Here is a 19,668-nt window from a genome sequence, read left to right as displayed (position 1 = left end):
GTGACCGGAACATGGTTGTGGGTTCCGTGCGCTACTTCTTCTTCCCGCGCAGGGCTCGGGTCGACAGTTCGCGGAAGAACTCGCGGTCGGACTCGTCGGGGGCGCGTCCGACATGGGTGACCGTGTCCACATCGGCCGCTTCGGCCCGCAACGCCGCGGCCGTGCACTGGTCGCGTGGACGGATGGAGAACGGGTCGAAGGCGAAGTGCGCCATCGCGTTCCGATGGGTGATCTTCTCGACGATCTCGTCGTCGACGGCCGTGAACTGTTCGGCGAGACTCTCCGGCGCGTGGGGCCACGAGCTGTCGCTGTGCGGGTAATCGGACTCCCACATGAGGTTGTCGATGTTGAGCCGGTCGAGCAGCCCGACCCCCACCGGGTCGTCGATGAAACAGCAGAGCATGTGGCGACGAAAGACATCGGACGGGGTGCTCATGCCCTCGGGGAACGTGTGCTCCGTCCACCCGTGGTGACGGCGTTGGACGTGGTCGGCTCGCTGCAGCAGGTAGGGGATCCACCCGATGTCGCCCTCGCTGAGCGCGAACTTCAGCTCGGGAAACCGGTGCCAGAGGTCGGCCCACAGGAGATCGACGAGCGTGTACATCGTGCTCACCGGCGACAGCGTCATGGGGACCGACTGTGGTGCGTCGATCGAGGTGTTCATCCCTTTCGACGACGACCCGATGTGGCAGCACAGCACCACGCCCTCATCGCTGCACGCACCGAAGAGCGGGTCCCAGAATCCGGAGTGCAGCGACGGCACACCGAGCGCGGCGGGGTTCTCGGAGAACGTGATCGCCCGTACCCCCTTGGCCGCGAGTCGACGCACCTCGGCGGCGGCGAGCCGGGCGTCCCACAGCGGCACGATGCCGCACGGGATGAAGCGGTCGGGGTGGGCGCCGCACCACTCGTCGACGTGCCAGTCGTTGTAGGCCTGGATCATCACGAGGTTGACCTCGCGGTCGGGGCCCTCGCTCAGCACCTGACCGGCGAATCCGGGCCAGTTCGGGAAGTTGAGACCGGCGAGTTGGCCGCCCGCCGACATGTCGCGGACCCGCTCGTCGACGTCGTAGCAGCCCGGCCGCATCTCGTCGTAGGTGCTGGGGTTGACGTTGAACATCTCCGGTGGCTTGCCGGCGACGGCGTTGAGGCCGAGGTTGCGTCCCATGGCGTCGCCGTACCACCACTGCTGGAACCCGTTCGGATCGGTGTCGACCCGGGGGGCCCGATCGCGGAACCGTTCCGGCACGTGCGCGGTGAACATTCCTGGCGGCTCGCAGATGTGGTCATCCACGCTGATCAGGATGAGGTCGTCGGCTGGGATCGTCATGATTCATGCCCTCCTGAGCACTGCGCCCTGCGGGTTGAAGAAGAAGCCGCCGGGGGTGACGAGCGCCGATGCGGCGCCGTCCACCTGGCGGCTGCCGGCCGTGCCCCGGAGCTGGTGGACGGCCTCGCGGATGTGGCCGGTGCCGCGGGTCGCGCCCTCCGACAGCGAGCCGCCATGGGTGTTGACCGGGATCCGGCCGTCGATCTCGATGCGCTGGGCGTCGTCGTTCCAGTGTTCGCGCAGGAACACCTCGGCGCCTCCGGGAGGGCAGAAGCCGCAGTTCTCGAACCAGGCCAGCGTGATGATCGTGAACCCCTCGTAGGGGTAGAAGAGATCGATGTCGTCGATCCAGATGTCGGAGGTGCGTCGCAGCTGCTCGACGACGACGTGCTGGCCGGTGCGGTGCAGCCCGGCGAGCTGGTCCTCGTCGTTCTTGCCGACGATGCCCGACGTGGCCGCATGGATGAGCACCGGATGGTGGGGGAGGGCCCGGGCCCGTTCGGCGGTCGTGAGGACGAAGGCATCGGCGCCGTCGACGGGAAGGTCCATGTCGTAGATGTTGAGCGGGTCGCGGATCATGCGCGCGGCGTCGTAGGCGCCGAACGAGAGCGGTGTGGTGCTGGCGGCGAGCGGGTTGGCGGCGGCATTGGTCCGCGAGTTGATCGCGACACGGGCGAAGGGGTCCTTCGTCGCGCCGTACTCGTGGATGTAGCGGCTGGCCCATGCCGCGTAGGCCGCGGCCTTCGTGGCGTCCTCGGGGACCGGAAGGATCCCGGATCGGGTTCCCCGTCGCCATGGATCGGCGGCGGCGCGTCGTGAGTTCCACGGCCCCATCACGACCGGTGTCACGACCAGGACGTGGTCGGCGGCACCGGTGAAGACCGCCCGGGCCGCGTCGAGGAGGGAGAACATGGCGACCGGTGTCGGCTTGGTGTGGTGGGTCGCCTCGGCGATGCCGAGCGCGGCGGCGATGGTCTCGGGGCCGTCGGCTCCCGGCTCGTTCGTGGCGACGACGCCGTCGATGTCGGACGCGGTCAGTCCGGCGTCGGCGATCGCCTCGGTCGCGGCGCGCAGCGCCATGGCGAGCGACGACTCGCCACCCTCACGCGAGAAGCCGGTCGAGCCCAGACCGACGATCGCGACCTGGTCTTTCATCGGGTTGCGGCTGGTCATCGGTCGGCCTTCCCGAACACGGGCATCGGTGTGCCGTCGCGTTCGATCCATTCCAGCGTCACCGGCGTGCCGATCGCGAGGTCGGCAGCGGGGAAGTCGGCCGTGACCGTCGACGTGAACCGCAGCGCCGGCTGCTCGTCGAGTTCGACGGTGACCACCGGGTGACCCTCGGTGTAGTCGACGCCATCGGCCGCGGGACCCTGGTGCAGCGTCATGAGCAGGTGGATGGTGCCGTGTCCGGAGACCTCGGTCATCGTCATGTTCCACGACCAGCACGACGGGCACATCGGCCGGGTCGGGTGCTGCCACCGTCCGCAGTCTTCGCAGCGGGCCATGAGGAGTCGTCGGTGAAGGCGACCGCGGAAGTGCTCGGCGTTGTCGCGGGTGATCCCGTGACCGGCGAACCTGTCGATGAGTTGCTGGTCGTCTTCGGAGTTCTCGTCCACCGCGTGACAGTATTCGCCGCATGTCGAACAACCCCACTTCTCCCGCCACGGCCGCGCTCGACGATCTCATCGCGGCCCTCACCGAGATCCGTGACGGCTACATCCTCGATGACGAACGATGGAGCCAACCGGTCGAACAGGCGGAGGCGTTCCGCTACCTCGGCCAGATGCTCTCGGCGATGTCGGAGCTCTACTGGGAAGCGCAGCCCGAGCACCCGCGGTTCGTGTCGATCGTCGACCCCGGTCGAAAGCTCCAGGGCGACAATCCCGACGCGATCTACCACTACACGCGCGTCGACGGATCGCGGAAGTACCGCGTGACCGGTCGCATCCAGGGCGAGTGCTACACGTCGTTCACGCTCCACGGTCGTGCCGACGACGGCGGCATGGCCGGTCCGTTGCGTGGCGACGTGAACGACCGCGACCTCACGGTCGGCGCCGATGGGAGGTACTCGCTGACGATCAGTGCCGACGAGGCCGACGCCGACGGCGGCGACTGGATCAAGCTCGAGCCCGACACGATCGCCGTCATCGTGCGCAGCTACTACCAGAACGAGAAGTCGGCCCAGAACGACAGCGCCGTGCACGTCGACATCGACATCGAATGCCTCGACGTCGACACGCCGCCGCCGGCCCTGACCGAGGAGTTCATCGCCGAACGCATGCGCGAGGGGGTCGCATTCCTGCGGCAGGTCACCACGGGCCAGGGGTACTTCGGCAGCAGCGGCATCGGCGTGCCGTTCGCATCCACCGAGCCCAACGTGCTCCCCAAGCCCTACAGCTTCCGCGACTCGGGACTGCCCGTTCCCGGTGCGGCCGACATCCACTACGCGATGTGTCGCTGGGATCTCGGTCCCGACGAGGCGCTGGTCATGCGGGGCACGATCCCGCCCGGTCCGTTCGTCAACGTGATGCTCTGGAACGCCCACATGCAGACGCTCGAATACCGGGGCCGTCGCTGCTCGCTCAACGGCGCGCAGATCCAGCTCGAGGACGACGGCAGCTTCGAGATCTGGGTGTCGGCGAAGGACCCCGGCCACCCGAACTGGCTCGACACCGACTCGCATGCCCGCGGCACGGTCTTCTGGCGCTTCCTGCTTCCCGAGGAAGATCCCGAGCAGCCGTCGAGCGACGTCGTCACCCTGTGACGGCACTGACCGCGGCGCAGCGCCGCAGTTGGGACGACGACGGGTACTTCGTCGTCCCGGGGTTCGCGGAGCCGGAGGTGCTCGAGGCGATGATCGCCCGGATCGTCGAACTCGCCCGGCGGATCGACGGTGGCGAGGAACGACCGGATCTCCTCGTGAGTCACGAGAGCGTCCTGGCCGACGCGTCGACGGCGGAGGGACGGCTCTCGAAGATCTTCCGTGTGATGCGAACCGAGGGCGTGTTCCGCGAGTTCGCGACCGACACCCGTCTCCTCGACATGCTGGCCGAGCTGATCGGACCGGACATCGACTGCTTCCTGTCGCAGTTCATCTTCAAGCAGCCGGGCGCCCTCGGCCAACCATGGCACCAGGACGAGTGGTACTTCCGGATGGACCCGCCGCGTCAGGTGGGCGTGTGGCTGGCCTGCACGGATGCGACGGCCGACAACGGGCCGCTGTGGGTCGTTCCCGGTTCGCACCGCGAGGCGGTGCACGAGGACGTGGTGAAGGATCCCCGACCCGGCGCCGGTCTCGCCTACGTCGAGATCCAGGGCGCCGACACCAGCGGCGAGCGACAGATGCTCATGAACGCGGGCGACCTGCTCGTGTTCGACTGCCACCTCCGCCACCGATCGACCGACAACGTGAGCGATGGCATGCGGGCGGCGATGGTGTATCACTACTCGCCGGCGGCGACGACGATCGCCCACGAGATGACCTTCAACCAGGACTGGGTGGCGGTGATGCGAGACGGACGTTCCGTTCCGGTCGACGTCACGCCCGTGCCGATCGATTGGGGATGAGGAGTTCCATGGACGCAACCGAGATCGAGCGCTTTCAGATGGTGGGTCAGGACCTTCCCCATCTGATCGACGAGTGGGTCGAGACCCAACCGGACACGCCGCTGCTGGTGTGGGAACCGCGCGACGGGGCGACGGCGACGTGGACGTACCGGGAGTTCCGCGACGACACGCTGCGCATCGCCGCCGGCCTCGTCGAACGGGGGGTCGGGGTCGGCGATCGGGTACTGATCCACGCCGACAACTGTCCGGAGATGGTGCTCGCCTGGTATGCGTGCGCCCGGATCGGTGCGGTGGGCGTCACGACCAACACCCGGTCGGTGGCCAACGAGGTCGCCTACTTCGCCGACCACACGAAGGCCGTCGGCGCGATCACCCAGCCGCAGTACGCGGCGCTGGTCCGCGACGCCGCGCCGCACCTCGGTTGGTTCGTCGTCACCGACGACGACAGCGGCGAGGCCCCGTCGGCTCCGGTTCCCGACGGCTTCGAGTCGTGGTCGGCGTTGTTCGGCGACGCCGCCGGCGTCGCCGAGCGCCCCGCCGACCCGATGCTCCCGGTGGGGGTGATGTTCACCTCGGGCACCACGTCGCTGCCGAAGGCGGTGGTGCACACCCACGCCAACGCGATCTGGACGAGCCGCGTGGGGCCCCGCAACATCGACCTGCGGCCGGGCGACACCTACCTGATCTACCTCCCGTTCTTCCACGTCAATGCGCAGACCTGGTCGATGTGGAGCATCCTCGGCGTCGGCGGGACCGTCGTGCTCCAGCCGAAGTTCTCGTCGAGTCGGTTCTGGGAAGTGGTGCAACGCCATTCGGTGACCCACATCTCGCTCATCCCGTTCGTCTTCAAGGCACTCGGCGGGCAGCAGGTCCCGGAGCACACCATCCGTGTCGGTGTGTTCGGGCTCGTGATGCCGTTGCTCGAGGGCTGGCTCGGACTCCGGGTGCTTCCCGCCTACGGCATGACCGAGACGGTCATCCATGCGATCCATGCGCCCCTGCACCATCCCTTCCCCGAGCGGACGATGGGCTGGCCGACACCGGGCTACGAGGCGATCGTGGTCGATCCCGAGACCGGCGCCATGTGTGGTGTCGAGGAGATCGGCGAGCTGTGGTTGCGCGGCACGCGGGGGATCCAGCTCTTCCTCGAGTACCTCGACAACCCGGAGGCCAACGACAAGGCGTTCACCGCCGACGGCTGGTTCCGCACCGGTGACATGGTGATGGTCGACGACGCCGGCCGCTTCTTCTACCAGGAGCGCGACAAGGATCTCCTGAAGGTCGGGGGTGAGAACGTGTCGGCCCGTCAGGTGGAGGACACGTGCCGCGCCGTCGGCGGCATCGCCGACATCGCTGTCGTCGGGCGCAGCCACGACATGCTCGACCAGGTGCCGGTCGCGTTCGTGATCCGCAGTGGCGACGCACCCGAGGACCAGGACGCCCACGCGCAGGCGATCATCGATCACTGCGTGGAACAACTCGCCGACTTCAAGGTGCCGCGCGCGGTCCACTTCGTCGAGGAGTTCCCGAGGGCCACGCTCGACAAGGTGGCCAAGAACAAGCTCCGTGATCTCGCCGACGAGCTCGCCGAACCTGGTTCCGGAGACGAACGATGACCGGTCGGCCGCGCCCCGCGGTCGACGCGCTGCCGGCCTATCGACCGGGCAAGGCCGCGGCGCAGGCCGAGGCCGAACACGGCATCACCAACGCGATCAAGCTGGCGTCGAACGAGACCCCGTGGGCGCCGGTCGCGTCGGTCGCCGCCGCGATCGCCGAGGCGGCCGCGGGGGTCAACCGCTACGCCGACCATCGGGCCGGGGCGGTACGGGCCGCACTTGCGGGGGCCGTGGGCGTGTCCGAGGCAGAGGTGGCGGTCGGGTGTGGGTCGGTCGGTCTGCTGCAGCAGATCTGTCTCACCTATGTGGACCCCGGTGACGAGGTCGTCTACCCGTGGCGATCGTTCGAGGTCTACCCCGTGTTCACGCAGCTGGTCGGGGGAACGTCGGTGACGGTGCCCCTCGTCGACCACGCGTTCGACCTCGACGCCGTCGCCGGTGCCGTGACGGACCGCACGAAGCTGGTGTTCCTGGCCTCGCCCAACAACCCGACCGGCACGGCGCTGCGCACCGATGAATTGAAGCGCTTCATGGAGTCCGTCGATCGAGGAACCCTCGTCGTGATCGACGAGGCGTACCGCGAGTTCAACGACCCGGCGCTGGGAGATCCCGTCGTCGACGTGTTGCCCCATCACGACAACGCCGTCGTGCTGCGAACGTTCTCGAAGGCGCACGGCCTCGCCGGTCTACGACTGGGTTACATGATCGGCCCGCCCGAGGTCGTGGCGTCGGTGGACAAGACCCTGGTGCCCTTCGCGGTCAACGCGATCGCACAGGCGGCCGCTGTTGCCGCCGTCGCCGCGGACGACGAGATCCGCGAACGGGTCAGGCTGATCGGACAGGAACGCGATCGTGTGGTCGACGCCCTGACCGCGGCCGGCCATGTGTTCCCTCGCCCCATGGCCAACTTCGTCTGGCTGCCCTTCGGTGTGCGCAGCGCCGAACTCGCGCTCGCGCTCGAGCAGCGAGGTGTGGTGACCCGACCCTTCCCCGACGAGGGCATCCGCGTGACGATCGGGACTCCGGAGGAGAACGACCGGTTCCTGACGACGCTCGCCGAGGTGGTCTGAACTACCTCGGGGCGAGGTGGGCGGGAATCGCGACGCCGAGTTCGTCGGCCAACTCGTCGTGACCCCGACCGACGGGTGCGCCGATGGCGTCGACGGCGCGGCTCGTCATCGAGAAGCTGCCGGCGACCATCGCGACCCGGTCGGTTGCGACCGGACCGATGCGGTGTTCGAGCGCGGCCCGTGCGGCATCGACCTCGTCGTCGTCGAACAGGACGACGCTGTCGACGAACGCGATGATCTCCGCACCGTGCTCGACCCCGGCGTCGCCGCAGCCGGTGATGATCGGCCGCGAGGTCCGTGCGCCGGGCGCGGCGTCGATGGTCTCGTGGAGCATCGACGTCTGGCCGAGCAGGCAGTGGAAGCAGTCGTTGAGCGCCGATGCGCGCGATGCGGCCAGCTCGATCTGCGGCCGCGTCAGCCCGTCGCGCCCACTCTGTGTCTGAAGCATCTGCACGGCGCCGAGGTAGAGCACGTCTCTCACGTCGGCCATGGCCTCCGCCTCGGCCGGGACCGCCGAGAGAGCCGACGACGCTGCGGCGGGTCCGATGGTCGGGGCCCAGCCAGTGGTGATGGTGGCACCGTCGGGGCGATCGCGCGAGGGGTCGCCGGGTTCGGGTTCGGGAAGCGGGCGGAACTTGTGACCGAGCCCGAACGCGGTGACATCGAGTGCGGCGAGGCGACTCACGATGCCGGCGATCTCGATGTAGGCGGATGCGTCGAGCCCGTCGAGTTCCCATCGAGCGACGTCGGTGCCGCGGATGGACGCCGCGGCGGTCGCGATGATCCGTGTGGCCTCTTCCACCGGTGGGGGGAGGATCCCCGAGAGTGCTTCCCCCGCCATGGCCCGGCGGGCATCGGCCGCGATGGCGATGCGTTCGGCCCCGGTCCACCAGGTTCCGGGCGCAGCGAGGCGTTCCCATTCCCGGTCGACGAGCATCTCGAACGCCTCGAGCGGTTCCGGTCCGAGGTCGAGCGGTTCGGGCTCTTCGAGCTCTTCTTCGGGCGCGTCGCCACCGAACCCGACGAGCGTCGGGTCGTCGGTCGGCGCCCGTTTCCTACGACTGAACAGACCCATCACGTCATCCTTGCAGCTGAGGTTCGGAGCCGTGCGGCATCACGGCACGCGGCAGGTGTTGACGCAGGCGCCGATGCCTGCGATCTCGGTGCGCAGCACCGTGCCGTCACGCAGCCACTCCGGCGGTGTCCTCGCCGCGCCCACGCCGCCAGGGGTGCCGGTCGCGATCACATCGCCGGGTTCCAGGGTGATGATCGTGCTGAGATCCGCCACGATGTCGACCGCGTTGAAGATGAGCTGGCTCGTGTTGCTGGATTGCTTGACCACGCCGTCGACGGTTGCGGTGATCTCGAAACCGGAACCGTCGCCGGCCTCGTCGGTGGTGACGAGGTGGGGGCCGAGCGGTGTCATCGCTTCGAAGGTCTTCCCGGCGAGGAACTGTGTCGTGCGGCGCTGGTAGTCACGTACGGAGACATCGTTGAGCACGGTGAAGCCGGCAATGGCGGCCATCGCCTCGGCCGGCGACGCGTGCCGGACTTCGGCACCGATCACGATGGCGAGTTCGGCCTCCCAGTCGATGCTGGTCGACACCGACGGGTCGGGAAGTGCGATGTCGTCGTGGGCGCCGATCAGGGCGCGGCGGAACTTGGCGAAGTACGTGGGGGCGGGTGGGGCCTCGCGTCCCATCTCCTCGATGTGGTCCCGATAGTTGACCCCGACACAGACGATCTTGTCGGGATGGGTCACGAGCGGTGCATGGTCGGCCTCGCTCGCCGTGATGGTGGCACCGTCGGCCGAAGCGTCGCCGTTCCCGCGGAGCAGGTCGCCCACATCGACGGCATCGAGGATGACGAGATCGTCGCCTTCGACCCGGGCGGCGCGGGTCGATCCCTGGTGGCGGATGGTGGTCAGACGCATGGGGGTGAGGCTAATCCGGGACCTGCGGGTCGGCCTCGCCGAAGTCGTAGACGATCGACGGGACGGTGCGCTCGAAACCGTCGGCCCCGAAGAGGGCGAAGCCGCGCGGGTCGGCGAAGCGGGCGATGAACACACCCGGGAAGGTTCCCCGCTTGTTGCGCAGGAGCGTGACCGTCTCGTTGTAGAACGCCCGCGACCCGGCGATGCGGTTCTCGGTGTCGGCCAGCTCGTGTTGGAGCCGACGCGTCGTCGTGTCGGTCGCGAGTTCGGGGTGTGCCTCGATGACGGCGAGGAGCCGGGTGATCTGCTCGGTCTGTTCACGCACGGCGGCATCGGCCTGGGCGACGGCGGCAGCATCGGGGACGTCGCCCACGACGCTCGATCGAGCCACGGCGACCGCCTCCTGGGTCTGGCGTTCGTGGGCGATGGCCGCCTTGGTGACCGATTCGAGCGCCGGGATGAGGTCGCGCCGTCGGGCCAGCTGCACGTCGACCAGACTCCACGCGCGGGCGGCGGCCTGCACGAACGACTGGAGCTGGTTGTAGACGACGAGCGACACGGCCGAGAGGAACAGGAGCACCAGAACCGTGATCGTGAGCGGCAGCGCGACAGCGGAGTCGATCCCACTCGCCCCCCAGATGGCGAGGGCGACGCCGATGACGAGGAAGATCGGTACGGCGATGCCCGCCCGTTTGCGATGGGACTCCTCCGGGCGGGTCGAGACGATGAAGGGGCGACCGTGATCGATGCGGGGGACGGAGGCATCGCCGGGGAACGAGGCGTCGCCCACCACGTAGAGGTCGTCGCCGATCGCGATCGCCGTCTCGGTCTGGCGGTACCGGCCGGTCCGATTGTCGAAGCTCACGAGTCGGGCCAGGAACCCCTTCTTCTCGCCGTCGCGGAACACCTCGCTCACCAGGGTGCGCGGGGTCAGCGAGGCCTCCGCGATCACCACCTCGACCGCCCCGCTGTCGTCGACCACCTCGATGCTCGGCCGGGCATCGGACCGGGCATCGATCTCGTGCCACTCGGTGTAGGTCTCGGTACGCGTGGTCGTGCGTCCTTCGCTGTCGGTGCTGGTCACCGTGCGGGTGTGCTCTCGCTCCTCCTCGAGTCGGTAGGTCCACCAGACCGAGGGTGTGTGCGACAAATGCGAGCGCAGGGGTTGCTCGTGCCAGGCCCGGCCCTTGACCTCGTTGCGACCCGCGTAGACGGCGGCTGCGGGCGTGGTTCCGAGATCGGCATAGACGCGGCGGCGACGATCGAAGAGCCAGGCGGCCACGAATGCCACCGGTGCGAGGAAGAGGGGCCAGATCACGTCACGGCTTCAGGAACGCCGTCGCGGTACTCGTTGCCCATCTCGCGCAACCTAGCCTCCATCGATCGCTCTCGCCGTCGGCTCGGTGTCGGGTTCGACGATCTCCCGCGAGCCGCCGCGGGCCCAGCGGGCGGTGAGGAGGGCAAGCGTCGAGTAGGTGAGAAAGCCGACGGCCATCGGTGTGACGGTGTCGTCGATCATCCGGTCGAACACAGCGGCGAGCAGCGATGCAACGCCGATCGACAGCACCCCGTTGAGGGCGCTCGCGGTGCCGGCGATGCGGGCCATGGGTGTCATCGCGAGGGCGACGAACGCCGGGGTCGACACGGTCGTGAACGACGCGAAGACCGTGACGAGGACGAGCCAGATCACGAACGGCGGTCGGCCATCGGTTGCGAGGCACGTCGCGAGGAACACCGTCGCCCTGGTCACCATGACCGTCGTCGCCGTCGATCCCACGGCGTCGGCGCCGAACCGACTGATGAACCGGCTGCTCGTCCACACGGTGAGTCCGATGCCGGCCGCAGTGATGAAGAACACGAGCGCGAACCAGTCGCCGTAGCCGTAGATCTCGTCGACGATCGGCTGACCGCTGCCGAGATAGATGAAGAACGCACCCGAGCCGAGGGTGATCGCCCCGGAGTAGCCGACCGTCGCCCTCGTGCGGAAGAAGGCCGCGGCGCCGCGGCGGACCGTGGCGACGTCGAGCGGTCGAGCGTTCTCGGGCGCCATCGTCTCGCCGAACCAGAGTGTCCAGGCGATGCCGGCAAGCGCGAGCGGCACCGCGGCGGCGAATACGAGACGCCAGTTGCCGCTGAGGAGGATGACCTCGCCGATCGAGGGTGCGATGGCCGGCCCGACGAGGAAGATGGCCATGGTGAGCGAAGTGATGCGGGCGAGGCGGTCGCCGCTGTAGAGGTCGCGGGCGATGGAGTTCCGGAGGACACTCGGCGCGGCGGCTCCCAGGCCCCAGACGAAACGGGCGACGAGCATCGTGGTCATCGAGCCGGCAGCCGCCGCGCCGGCCGCGCCGATGCCGTAGAGCACCAGGCCGCTCAGCAGGGGCCGCCGCCGACCCGTGCGGTCCGATGACAGGCCCCAGACGAGCTGGCCGGCCGCCATGCCGAGGAAGTACGTGGTGACGATGAGCGAGACCTCACCGGAACCGTCGCGCAGGCCGAACTCGTCACGGAGCTCGTCGAACGCGGGCAACGACGAGTCGATCCCGAACGCGAGGACGATGCTCAGGAATGCGAGGAACGCGACGACCGACCGGTCGCTGCGTGAGGTGGTGTGGTCGCGGTTCAGCGGCGGAGTTGGCTCACGTCGCGAACCGCGCCGCGGTCCGCCGATGTCGTCATCGCGGCGTAGGCCTGCAGCGCGGCCGAGACCTCGCGCACCCGACCGTTCGGCTGCCAGGCGTCGCTGCCCTTGGCTTCCATCGCGGCGCGGCGAGCAGCGAGCTCGTCGTCGGAGATGCGCAGGTTGATGGAGCGGTTGGGGATGTCGATGTCGATGAAGTCGCCCTCCTCGATCAGACCGATCGCGCCGCCCTCGGCCGCCTCAGGAGACGTGTGACCGATCGAGAGCCCCGAGGTGCCACCCGAGAAGCGGCCGTCGGTGAGGAGCGCGCACTCCTTCCCGAGGCCCCGGCTCTTGATGTAGGAGGTCGGGTAGAGCATCTCCTGCATGCCGGGCCCGCCCTTGGGGCCCTCGTAGCGGACCACCACGATGTCGCCGGCCTTGATGTCGGTCTCGTCGAGGATGGCGTCGCATGCGGCGTCCTGGCTCTCGAAGACGCGGGCCGGGCCGGAGAACGTGAAGATCGATTCGTCGACACCGGCCGTCTTGACGATGCACCCGTTCTCGGCGATGTTGCCGAAGAGGACGGCCAGGCCGCCCTCGGCGTTGTAGGGGTTCGCCACGGTGCGGATGCACCCGTCGTCGCGGTCGAGGTCGAGGTCGGGCCACCGCTCGGCCTGGCTGAACGCGACCTGCGTGGGGATGCCGGCGGGGCCGGCCCGGTAGAACTCGACGACCTCGTCGGACGGGTCGCGCATGACGTCCCACTGGTCGAGCGCAGCCGCCAACGACTCGCTGTGGACGGTCGGGAGGGTGGTGTCGAGCAGCCCGCCACGGTCGAGCTCACCGAGGATGCCCATGATGCCGCCGGCTCGATGCACGTCTTCCACGTGGTACTTCTCGGTGCTCGGTGCGACCTTGCAGATGTTGGGCGACCGGCGGCTCAACCGGTCGACGTCGGCCATCGTGAAGTCGATGCCGCCCTCATGGGCGGCGGCGAGGATGTGGAGCACCGTGTTGGTCGAGCCACCCATCGCGATGTCGAGGGTCATCGCGTTCTCGAAGGCGGCCTTGGTGGCGATCGAGCGGGGCAGGACCGACTCGTCGTCCTTTTCGTAGTAGCGGCGGGCGAGATCGACGATGCGACGGCCGGCCTCGAGGAAGAGTTGCTCGCGGTCGGCGTGGGTGGCGACGACGGTGCCGTTGCCGGGCAGTGACAGGCCGAGGGCCTCGGTCAGGCAGTTCATCGAGTTGGCGGTGAACATGCCCGAGCAGGAGCCACACGTCGGGCACGCCGAGCGCTCCATCTGGAGCAGGTCGTCGTCGCTCACCGAGCTGTCGCCGGCGCTGATCATCGGGTTGATGAGGTCGAGCTTCACGCTCACACCGGCGAGCTTGGTCTTGCCGGCTTCCATCGGTCCGCCGCTGACGAAGATCGTCGGGATGTTGAGCCGCATCGCCGCGTTGAGCATGCCCGGAGTGATCTTGTCGCAGTTCGAGATGCAGACGAGGGCGTCGGCGCAGTGGGCGTTGACCATGTACTCGACGGAATCGGAGATCAGGTCGCGGCTCGGGAGGCTGTAGAGCATGCCGCCGTGACCCATCGCGATGCCGTCGTCGACGGCGATCGTGTTGAACTCCTTGGCCACGCCGCCGGCCGCCTCGATCTCGCGGGCGACGAGTTGACCGAGGTCTTTCAGGTGGACGTGGCCGGGCACGAACTGCGTGAACGAGTTCGAGATGGCGATGATCGGCTTGTCGAAGTCGTCATCGCCCATGCCGGTGGCGCGCCACAGGGCGCGGGCACCGGCCATGTTGCGGCCGTGGGTGGTGGTGCGGGAGCGGTACTCGGGCATGCGCTCAGCCTACGGGTGACGTCGTCTCCCGGCCCAAGATTCTCACCGGCCCGCACCCGGCAATCGGCGTCGTTCATTCGATCCCGGCAAGATCGGCCACCATCCGCCACAACTCTTCGCGTCGTTGGGGGGTGTCGGACCGCTTCGTGGATGGCAGGCGATGGATCGGGCGCGGGGCACGATCGAGCCAGAAGCTGCCGTTGGGGGCGTCGCCGAGGTCGGGGGCGAGAGCGAGCCACACCATGGTGTCGGCGCCCTCGTCCGGGGTGCGCAGGGCCGGCCCGACGATGCGCCGGAACGTCGGAAGGGCTTCCTCGACACCGGGAGTGTCGGCCCATCCGGGGTGCACGGCATGGAAGGAGATCCCGGGTTCGGGGGAACGTGTCGGCCACATCTCGTTGAGCGTGACCTGGGCCCGCTTGGCCCGTGAGTACTGCTCGCTGCCGCCGTAGTCGGCCTCGCTCATCTGGAGTCCGTCGACCCGCAACGGGCTGGCGTACATGCCGCCCGATGACATCGTGATCACCCTGCCGCCGGCGGCGGAGAGCGCAGGGGCGAGCAGGGTCGTCATCAGGAACGGCCCCACTACCTGGCTGGCGACCGTCAACTCGATCCCGGCGTTGTTGTCGCGACGTTCGGCGCTGAGCGCACCGGCGTTGTGGAGCAGCGCGTCGATCCCGGGGTGCCGCTCGAGGATCTCGGCGCTCACGCGGCGAACCTGGTCGAGGTCGCCCATGTCGGCGATCACGCAGGACACATCGCCGCCGCCGTCGGCCAATTCGGCGCGGACCCGTTCGGTCTTCTCGGCGTTGCGACCGAGGATGACGAGCGTGGTGTCGGCATCGGTGAGGCGTTGTGCGGCGGCGAGGCCGATCCCGGAGGTGGCGCCGGTGAGGATGACGGTCTTGCCCGTGCCGTCGAGCTCGTCGAGGTCGGTCCAATCGAACAGCGACGACCGCAGGTGGTAGCCGACTCGGGTGAAGCTCGGCGCGATCGGCACCTCGAGCAGTCGATCGACGATGCGGGCCGTGAGACTCACGAGACGAAGTCTCCCTCGAGCGCACTTCTCAGTCCGCCGGCGGCGGCATCACCGACCCGACGGAAGACCAGGCCGAGGATCGGGTCACCCAGGCGCAACAGGAGCGGGAGACGTAGCGTGGCGTCGTAGGTCACGATCGAACCTTCCGGGGCGGGCTCGACGGAGATGACGTCGATCGAGGTGAACCACGACGCTTTCGCCTCGTAGGTGACGGAGCGGGGCCCGGTGAACGCCGTGGTCACGTAGCGCAGCGTCATCGACCCGGTCGAGAGGGTGACGTCGTATTCGGCATCGGGACCCGGCCCGTCGCCGACGACCTGCACGGACGTGGTGACGCCGGGATCCCAGTCGGCGAGGTTGGCGAGGTCGGCGACACGAGCGAAAGCCTCGCCGGCGGAGAGGGAGCAGCGGATCGACGTGGTGTAGCGGGCCATACCGAACACTACGGCTCGGCTGTATCGGGCGGATGCGCGACTAGGGTCGCGTCCATGCTTCTCGCCGACATCAATGACACTGGCTACAACATCATTCTCTTCCTCCACATCCTGACGATGTTCGCCGCGTTCGCGCCGATGTTCGTCCACCCGTTCATCGATCGGGAGACCGCCGGTGGCGACGCGTCGGTCCGTCAGGCCGTCTTCGCCGGCATCGCCGCCCGGTCGATGCGGATCTACGGCAGCATGCTGATCCTCGGCGGGTTGCTCGGTTTCGGTGTCGCCGGGATGTCGAAGGCGCCGGGAACCGACGAGCTCGTCTACTCGGTGAGCGACAGCTGGCTCTGGCCTGCCGTGCTCCTCTGGGTCGCCATGAACGGGGTGCTGCACGGGATGATCATCCCCGGCGAGAAGGGGATCGCCGCCGGCGACGACGTGGTCGGGAGGAAGGCCGAGATCGGTGGCATGTTGATCACCCTGATGTTCCTCGTGACCCTCTACCTGATGGTCTTCAAGCCGGGCGCCTGACCCTCCAGAGCCGTCTTAGACTTCCCCGGTGCAGGCTCCGCTCCGACTTCTCCGCGTCGTTCGGACCGGTGCGGCACCCGGCCTGCTCTTCGCCACCGCGGTGTCGACTGCGGTCTTCGTCGCCACGCCGATCTCGCTGTCGTCGATCGCCGACCGTTTCGGTGTCGGCGCCGGCACCGCCGGCATCTTCTCCGCGGCACAGCTCGGCATGTTCGTGGTGGCCTCATGGGCGTCGGGGCGGTTCATGGTCCCGAGCGCGAGGGGATTTCGTCTGGCGCTTCTCGTGCTGGCGACCGCGAACTTCGCCAGCGCCGCGACCGACGTCTTCGCGGTGTTCGTGGTCATCCGCGCGCTGTCGGGCCTCTCACTCGGGGTCCTGACCTGGCTCGCCTGGTCGCAGGTCTTCGGCGACGAGCAGCGCCAGGGCGACATCGCCGTCGTCGGGCCCATCGCCGGCGTCGTGGTCTCGCCGCTGTTCGGTGTGCTGCTGTCGGTCGGCGACGACCGCTGGGTCTTCGGGGCGCTCGGCGTCGCCGCCCTCGTGCCCCTGCTGATGGTTCCCGACTTCGCGGCTGCGGCGGCGGCGGAACATCGGTCCCGCACCGCGGCGGTTCCCCAGGCCCTCGTCCTGATCGGCGCGCTCACGCTCCTGACGCTCGGTGGCTCGGCCGTGTTCGTGTTCGGCGGTGTGATCCTGATCGACGAGGTCGGGGTGAGTCCCGGGGTGCTGTCGCTCCTCTTCGCCGCCAACGCCCTGGCCAGCGTGCCCTCGTCGCGTTGGCGCGGTCGTCGACCTCGTGCCGGCATCTGGCTGGTGGTGACCGCGGGATGTGCGGTCGCGTTGCCGCTGATCACCGAGGTCTGGATGGCATGGCCCGTGCTGACCATCTGGGGGTTCGCGTTCTGGGCAGGCGTGCCCGGGATCTACACGCTGTTGGCGGAACGCTCCGCGCACCCGGCCGACCGGGCCGGCGATGCGCAGGCGGCGATGGCGGCCGGCCGGGCGGTCGGCCCGTTGCTCGGTGGCGTGCTGGTCTCGTCGTGGTCGTTCGCCGGCCTGGGGCTGATCGGCGGTGGGCTGATGGCCGCCGGCGGCGCGGTGAGTCTCGCCGTCGAGCTTCGGCGTCCCCACGGGTGAACAAGTAGCGTCGCGTCATGGCCGGCGACCCCGTGATCATCGATGTCGATGGCATCGAGGCCCGCGTCACCAGCCCCGACAAGGTGTTCTTCTCGAAACGAGGCGAGACCAAGTTGGACCTCGTCCGCTACTACCTGGTGGTCGCCGAGCCGTTCCTGAGGGTCGTTGGTGGGCGTCCGCTCCTGTTGGAGCGTTATCCCGATGGGGCCGGAGGGAAGTCGTTCTTCCAGAAGCGGGTCCCGAAGGGTGCGCCCGACTGGCTGCGGACCACCGTGGTGAGCACACCCAACGGCACGACGTCGAATGCCCTCGTCGCCCACGACATGGCCCACATCGTCTGGGCGGTCAACATGGGCTGTCTCGGGTTCCACGTGTGGCCCTACCGGGCGGCGGACCCGACCCACGCCGACGAGCTGCGCATCGATCTCGACCCGCAGCCGGGGACCGACTTCGACGACGTGCGCGCCGCGGCCTACGAGGTGAAGGCGGTGCTCGACGAGCTCGGCATCGTCGCATGGCCGAAGACAAGCGGTTCCAAGGGCATCCACATCTATGTGCGGCTCCATCCGCGCTGGGACAGCTACCAGGTCCGTTACGCCGCAGTGGCGCTGGCCCGCGAGCTGCAGCGGCGCCGGCCCGATCTGCTCACCTGCGAATGGTGGAAAGAGGAGCGGGGTCGGCGCGTCTTCGTCGACTTCAACCAGAATGCACCCCACAAGACGGTGTTCGGTGCCTGGTCGGTGCGTCCGAGGGTGGGCGGCCAGGTCTCCACCCCGATCACCTGGGACGAGGTCGCCGACGTCGAACCCGAGGCGTTGACCCTCGCGACGGTGCCGGCCCGGTTGGCCGAACGCGGCGACGCGTGGGCCGGCGTCGACGATGCACTGCAGTCGATCGAGCCGTTGCTCGAGTGGCACGAGCGCGACTGGGCCGACGGTCTCATGGATGCACCCTGGCCGCCCGTCTATCCGAAGCAGCCCAACGAGCCGCCCCGGGTCAGCCCCAGTCGGGCCAAGCGTGGCCCGCACGACGACGGCTGACGGCGTCGCTCAGGCGGCGTCGATCGCGACGAGGGCCGCGCCGAGGGCGCCGGCATCGTCGCCGAGTTCGGCGAGCCTGACCTCGACCCGGGGACGATGGTCGGACGCGAGCAGCAGCTCGTGCAGCCAGTCGTCGACGCCGCGCCGGAGGGGTTCGCCGATGCCGGTGAGCCCGCCGCCGATGACGATGCGCTGCGGGTCGAGGACCACGACGAGATTGGCGCACCCGCGGGCGACGTCACGGCAGAACTCGTCGAAGACGCGGGCAGCGTCGTCGTCCCCGGCGGCCAACGCGTCGGCGACGTGGAGGCCCGTGATCGCCGCGACACCGCCGGCCAGGTCGATCGCCGCGTCGAACCGTCCGTCGTGGGCGGCCTCGCGCCCGCGTCGACCGAGCGCGCTGCCCGACGCGTAGTACTCCCAGGGCCCCTGCTGGCCGGTGATGTGGGCGGGGCCGTCGGCATCGACCACCATGTGGCCCGCCTCGCCGGCGAAACCGTGCGCGCCGTGGACGAGCTGTCCGCCGACCACGAATCCGGTCCCGATGCCGGTGCCCAGGGCGACGAACGCGAAGTCGTCGGCGCCCCGCCCGGCGCCGAGCTTGGCCTCGGCCCAGGTGCCGGTGGTCGCGTCGTTCATCGCGGTCACGGGGATTCCGAGCGCGTCGCTCAGCTCGGGACCGAGGGGGAACTCGACCAGTTGCGCCAGGTTCGGCGAGTACCGGACCACACCGTCGGTGGTGACGAGGCCGGCAACGCCGAGTCCGACGGCATCGACGGAGACCGCATTCGCGCGCTCGAGCTCGCGGGTGATCTCGACGAGCGTCGCCACGACGGCTGCGCCGGGGCCCGCACTCGACGCCCGGGCCCGGTCGATGACCGATCGCGTCGTGGGGTCGACCAGCAGCCCGCGGGCGTTGGTGCCCCCCACGTCGAACCCGAGAATCATGAACGCCGACACTATCTTGGCCCGCACTATCTTGACAGAAAGCTTTCTGCAAAGTTATCTGGCGGAGTGATCGATCTGACCACACTCGCCCTCCTGCTCGGACGGCTGTCCCGTCTCAACGAGGCCGCCATGGCCGAGGTGTGTGCCGACCACGGCATCACCCCGGCAGAGACGAGGGTCATGTCACTGCTCGTCCACCGGCCGGACCGGTCGGCCAGTCCCTCCGACCTCGCCGACTTCGTCGTCCAGACGAGCGGCGGCCTCACCGCCACGCTCCGCCGACTCGAGGCCGATGGGCTCGTCGAGCGGGTGGCCGATCCGAGCGACGGCCGAGGGCGCCTCGTCGTGTTGACCGATGCGGGAGAGTCCGTGCACTCCCGGGTGGTCGAGGCGATCGTCGCTCGGGTCGCGCGGGTGGTCGACGGACTCGACCGCGCCGTCGTCGGCGACCAGATCCGAGCTCTGGTCGATGCCTTCGAACGCGACGGCGGTCTGCCCTCCTCTGCCGGCTTTCGTGCCGATGCCCCTCTCACCACCCACCGGTAG

General features: G+C 68.9%; 19 protein-coding genes. 8 read left to right on the top strand and 11 right to left on the bottom strand.

Features of this window, described 5'->3' with window-relative positions; genetic code table 11:
* Positions 1-31 precede the first annotated feature (31 nt).
* From R2707_10415 to R2707_10405, 3 genes are read right to left on the bottom strand one after another with little or no spacing between them, the layout of a single operon-like run.
* On the bottom strand, positions 32-1,330 hold the full coding sequence (locus tag R2707_10415) for an amidohydrolase family protein (protein MEZ5245500.1): 1,299 nt from the start codon (positions 1,328-1,330) through the stop codon (positions 32-34).
* A gap of 3 nt (positions 1,331-1,333) precedes the next feature.
* Complete coding sequence (locus R2707_10410) at positions 1,334-2,503, bottom strand: hypothetical protein (GenBank protein ID MEZ5245499.1); 1,170 nt, start codon at positions 2,501-2,503, stop codon at positions 1,334-1,336.
* Positions 2,500-2,949 carry a zinc ribbon domain-containing protein gene (locus R2707_10405; GenBank protein ID MEZ5245498.1) on the bottom strand — a complete coding sequence of 150 codons (450 nt, stop codon included), beginning with the start codon at positions 2,947-2,949 and terminating at the stop codon, positions 2,500-2,502. Before R2707_10405 ends, R2707_10410 begins: the two co-directional genes overlap by 4 nt.
* A gap of 20 nt (positions 2,950-2,969) precedes the next feature.
* Between R2707_10405 and R2707_10400 the strand changes: the two genes are divergently transcribed.
* Genes R2707_10400 through hisC form a run of 4 tightly spaced genes read left to right on the top strand, consistent with a single transcriptional unit; the run spans position 2,970 to position 7,586 of the window.
* A complete protein-coding gene (locus tag R2707_10400) occupies positions 2,970-4,097 on the top strand; it encodes a DUF1214 domain-containing protein (protein ID MEZ5245497.1) in 1,128 nt (375 codons plus the stop codon).
* Complete coding sequence (locus tag R2707_10395; GenBank protein ID MEZ5245496.1) at positions 4,094-4,900, top strand: phytanoyl-CoA dioxygenase family protein; 807 nt, start codon at positions 4,094-4,096, stop codon at positions 4,898-4,900. The genes R2707_10400 and R2707_10395 overlap by 4 nt, the downstream gene beginning before the upstream one ends.
* Positions 4,901-4,908: 8 nt before the next feature.
* Positions 4,909-6,516 (top strand): class I adenylate-forming enzyme family protein, encoded by a 1,608-nt coding sequence (locus R2707_10390; GenBank protein MEZ5245495.1) that lies wholly within the window; start codon positions 4,909-4,911, stop codon positions 6,514-6,516.
* On the top strand, positions 6,513-7,586 hold the full coding sequence (gene hisC / locus R2707_10385) for a histidinol-phosphate transaminase (GenBank protein MEZ5245494.1): 1,074 nt from the start codon (positions 6,513-6,515) through the stop codon (positions 7,584-7,586). Before R2707_10390 ends, hisC begins: the two co-directional genes overlap by 4 nt.
* Position 7,587: 1 nt before the next feature.
* Here hisC and R2707_10380 read toward each other — a convergent pair whose 3' ends face one another.
* From R2707_10380 to R2707_10350, 7 genes are all read right to left on the bottom strand, one after another.
* Positions 7,588-8,661, bottom strand: coding sequence for an alkylhydroperoxidase-related (seleno)protein (locus tag R2707_10380; protein MEZ5245493.1), 1,074 nt, complete (start codon positions 8,659-8,661; stop codon positions 7,588-7,590).
* A 39-nt stretch (positions 8,662-8,700) separates the two neighbouring features.
* On the bottom strand, positions 8,701-9,519 hold the full coding sequence (locus tag R2707_10375) for a fumarylacetoacetate hydrolase family protein (GenBank protein MEZ5245492.1): 819 nt from the start codon (positions 9,517-9,519) through the stop codon (positions 8,701-8,703).
* A gap of 10 nt (positions 9,520-9,529) precedes the next feature.
* The gene (locus R2707_10370) at positions 9,530-10,837 is read right to left on the bottom strand and encodes a LemA family protein (protein MEZ5245491.1); all 1,308 of its coding nucleotides are present in this window, start codon (positions 10,835-10,837) and stop codon (positions 9,530-9,532) included.
* A gap of 51 nt (positions 10,838-10,888) precedes the next feature.
* Positions 10,889-12,145 (bottom strand): MFS transporter, encoded by a 1,257-nt coding sequence (locus R2707_10365; protein MEZ5245490.1) that lies wholly within the window; start codon positions 12,143-12,145, stop codon positions 10,889-10,891.
* Positions 12,142-13,995: a dihydroxy-acid dehydratase gene (ilvD, locus tag R2707_10360; protein MEZ5245489.1), complete on the bottom strand. Its 1,854-nt coding sequence runs from the start codon at positions 13,993-13,995 to the stop codon at positions 12,142-12,144. The genes R2707_10365 and ilvD overlap by 4 nt, the downstream gene beginning before the upstream one ends.
* Positions 13,996-14,068: 73 nt before the next feature.
* Positions 14,069-15,034 (bottom strand): SDR family NAD(P)-dependent oxidoreductase, encoded by a 966-nt coding sequence (locus tag R2707_10355; GenBank protein MEZ5245488.1) that lies wholly within the window; start codon positions 15,032-15,034, stop codon positions 14,069-14,071.
* Positions 15,031-15,468, bottom strand: a complete 438-nt coding sequence (locus tag R2707_10350; protein MEZ5245487.1) for an SRPBCC family protein — start codon at positions 15,466-15,468, stop codon at positions 15,031-15,033. Before R2707_10350 ends, R2707_10355 begins: the two co-directional genes overlap by 4 nt.
* 54 nt (positions 15,469-15,522) lie before the next feature.
* Between R2707_10350 and R2707_10345 the strand changes: the two genes are divergently transcribed.
* The 3 genes from R2707_10345 to ligD are packed head-to-tail and all read left to right on the top strand — an operon-like array spanning position 15,523 to position 18,174.
* The gene (locus R2707_10345; protein MEZ5245486.1) at positions 15,523-15,996 is read left to right on the top strand and encodes a hypothetical protein; all 474 of its coding nucleotides are present in this window, start codon (positions 15,523-15,525) and stop codon (positions 15,994-15,996) included.
* 28 nt (positions 15,997-16,024) lie between these two features.
* The gene (locus R2707_10340) at positions 16,025-17,134 is read left to right on the top strand and encodes a hypothetical protein (protein MEZ5245485.1); all 1,110 of its coding nucleotides are present in this window, start codon (positions 16,025-16,027) and stop codon (positions 17,132-17,134) included.
* A 17-nt stretch (positions 17,135-17,151) separates the two neighbouring features.
* Positions 17,152-18,174, top strand: coding sequence for a non-homologous end-joining DNA ligase (gene ligD, locus R2707_10335; GenBank protein MEZ5245484.1), 1,023 nt, complete (start codon positions 17,152-17,154; stop codon positions 18,172-18,174).
* Between the two features lie 9 nt (positions 18,175-18,183).
* Here the strand turns inward: ligD and R2707_10330 are convergent, their stop codons facing one another.
* Positions 18,184-19,122, bottom strand: coding sequence for an ROK family protein (locus tag R2707_10330; protein ID MEZ5245483.1), 939 nt, complete (start codon positions 19,120-19,122; stop codon positions 18,184-18,186).
* Between the two features lie 66 nt (positions 19,123-19,188).
* On the opposite strand from R2707_10330, the gene R2707_10325 reads away from it, so the two are divergent.
* The gene (locus R2707_10325; protein MEZ5245482.1) at positions 19,189-19,668 is read left to right on the top strand and encodes a MarR family transcriptional regulator; all 480 of its coding nucleotides are present in this window, start codon (positions 19,189-19,191) and stop codon (positions 19,666-19,668) included.

Source organism: Acidimicrobiales bacterium, assembly GCA_041394245.1.
In the GTDB taxonomy this organism is placed as follows: Bacteria; Actinomycetota; Acidimicrobiia; order Acidimicrobiales; family Aldehydirespiratoraceae; genus JAJRXC01.
The sequence above is the reverse complement of the archived record's forward strand: the minus strand, read 5'-3'. Positions and strand labels throughout refer to the sequence as shown.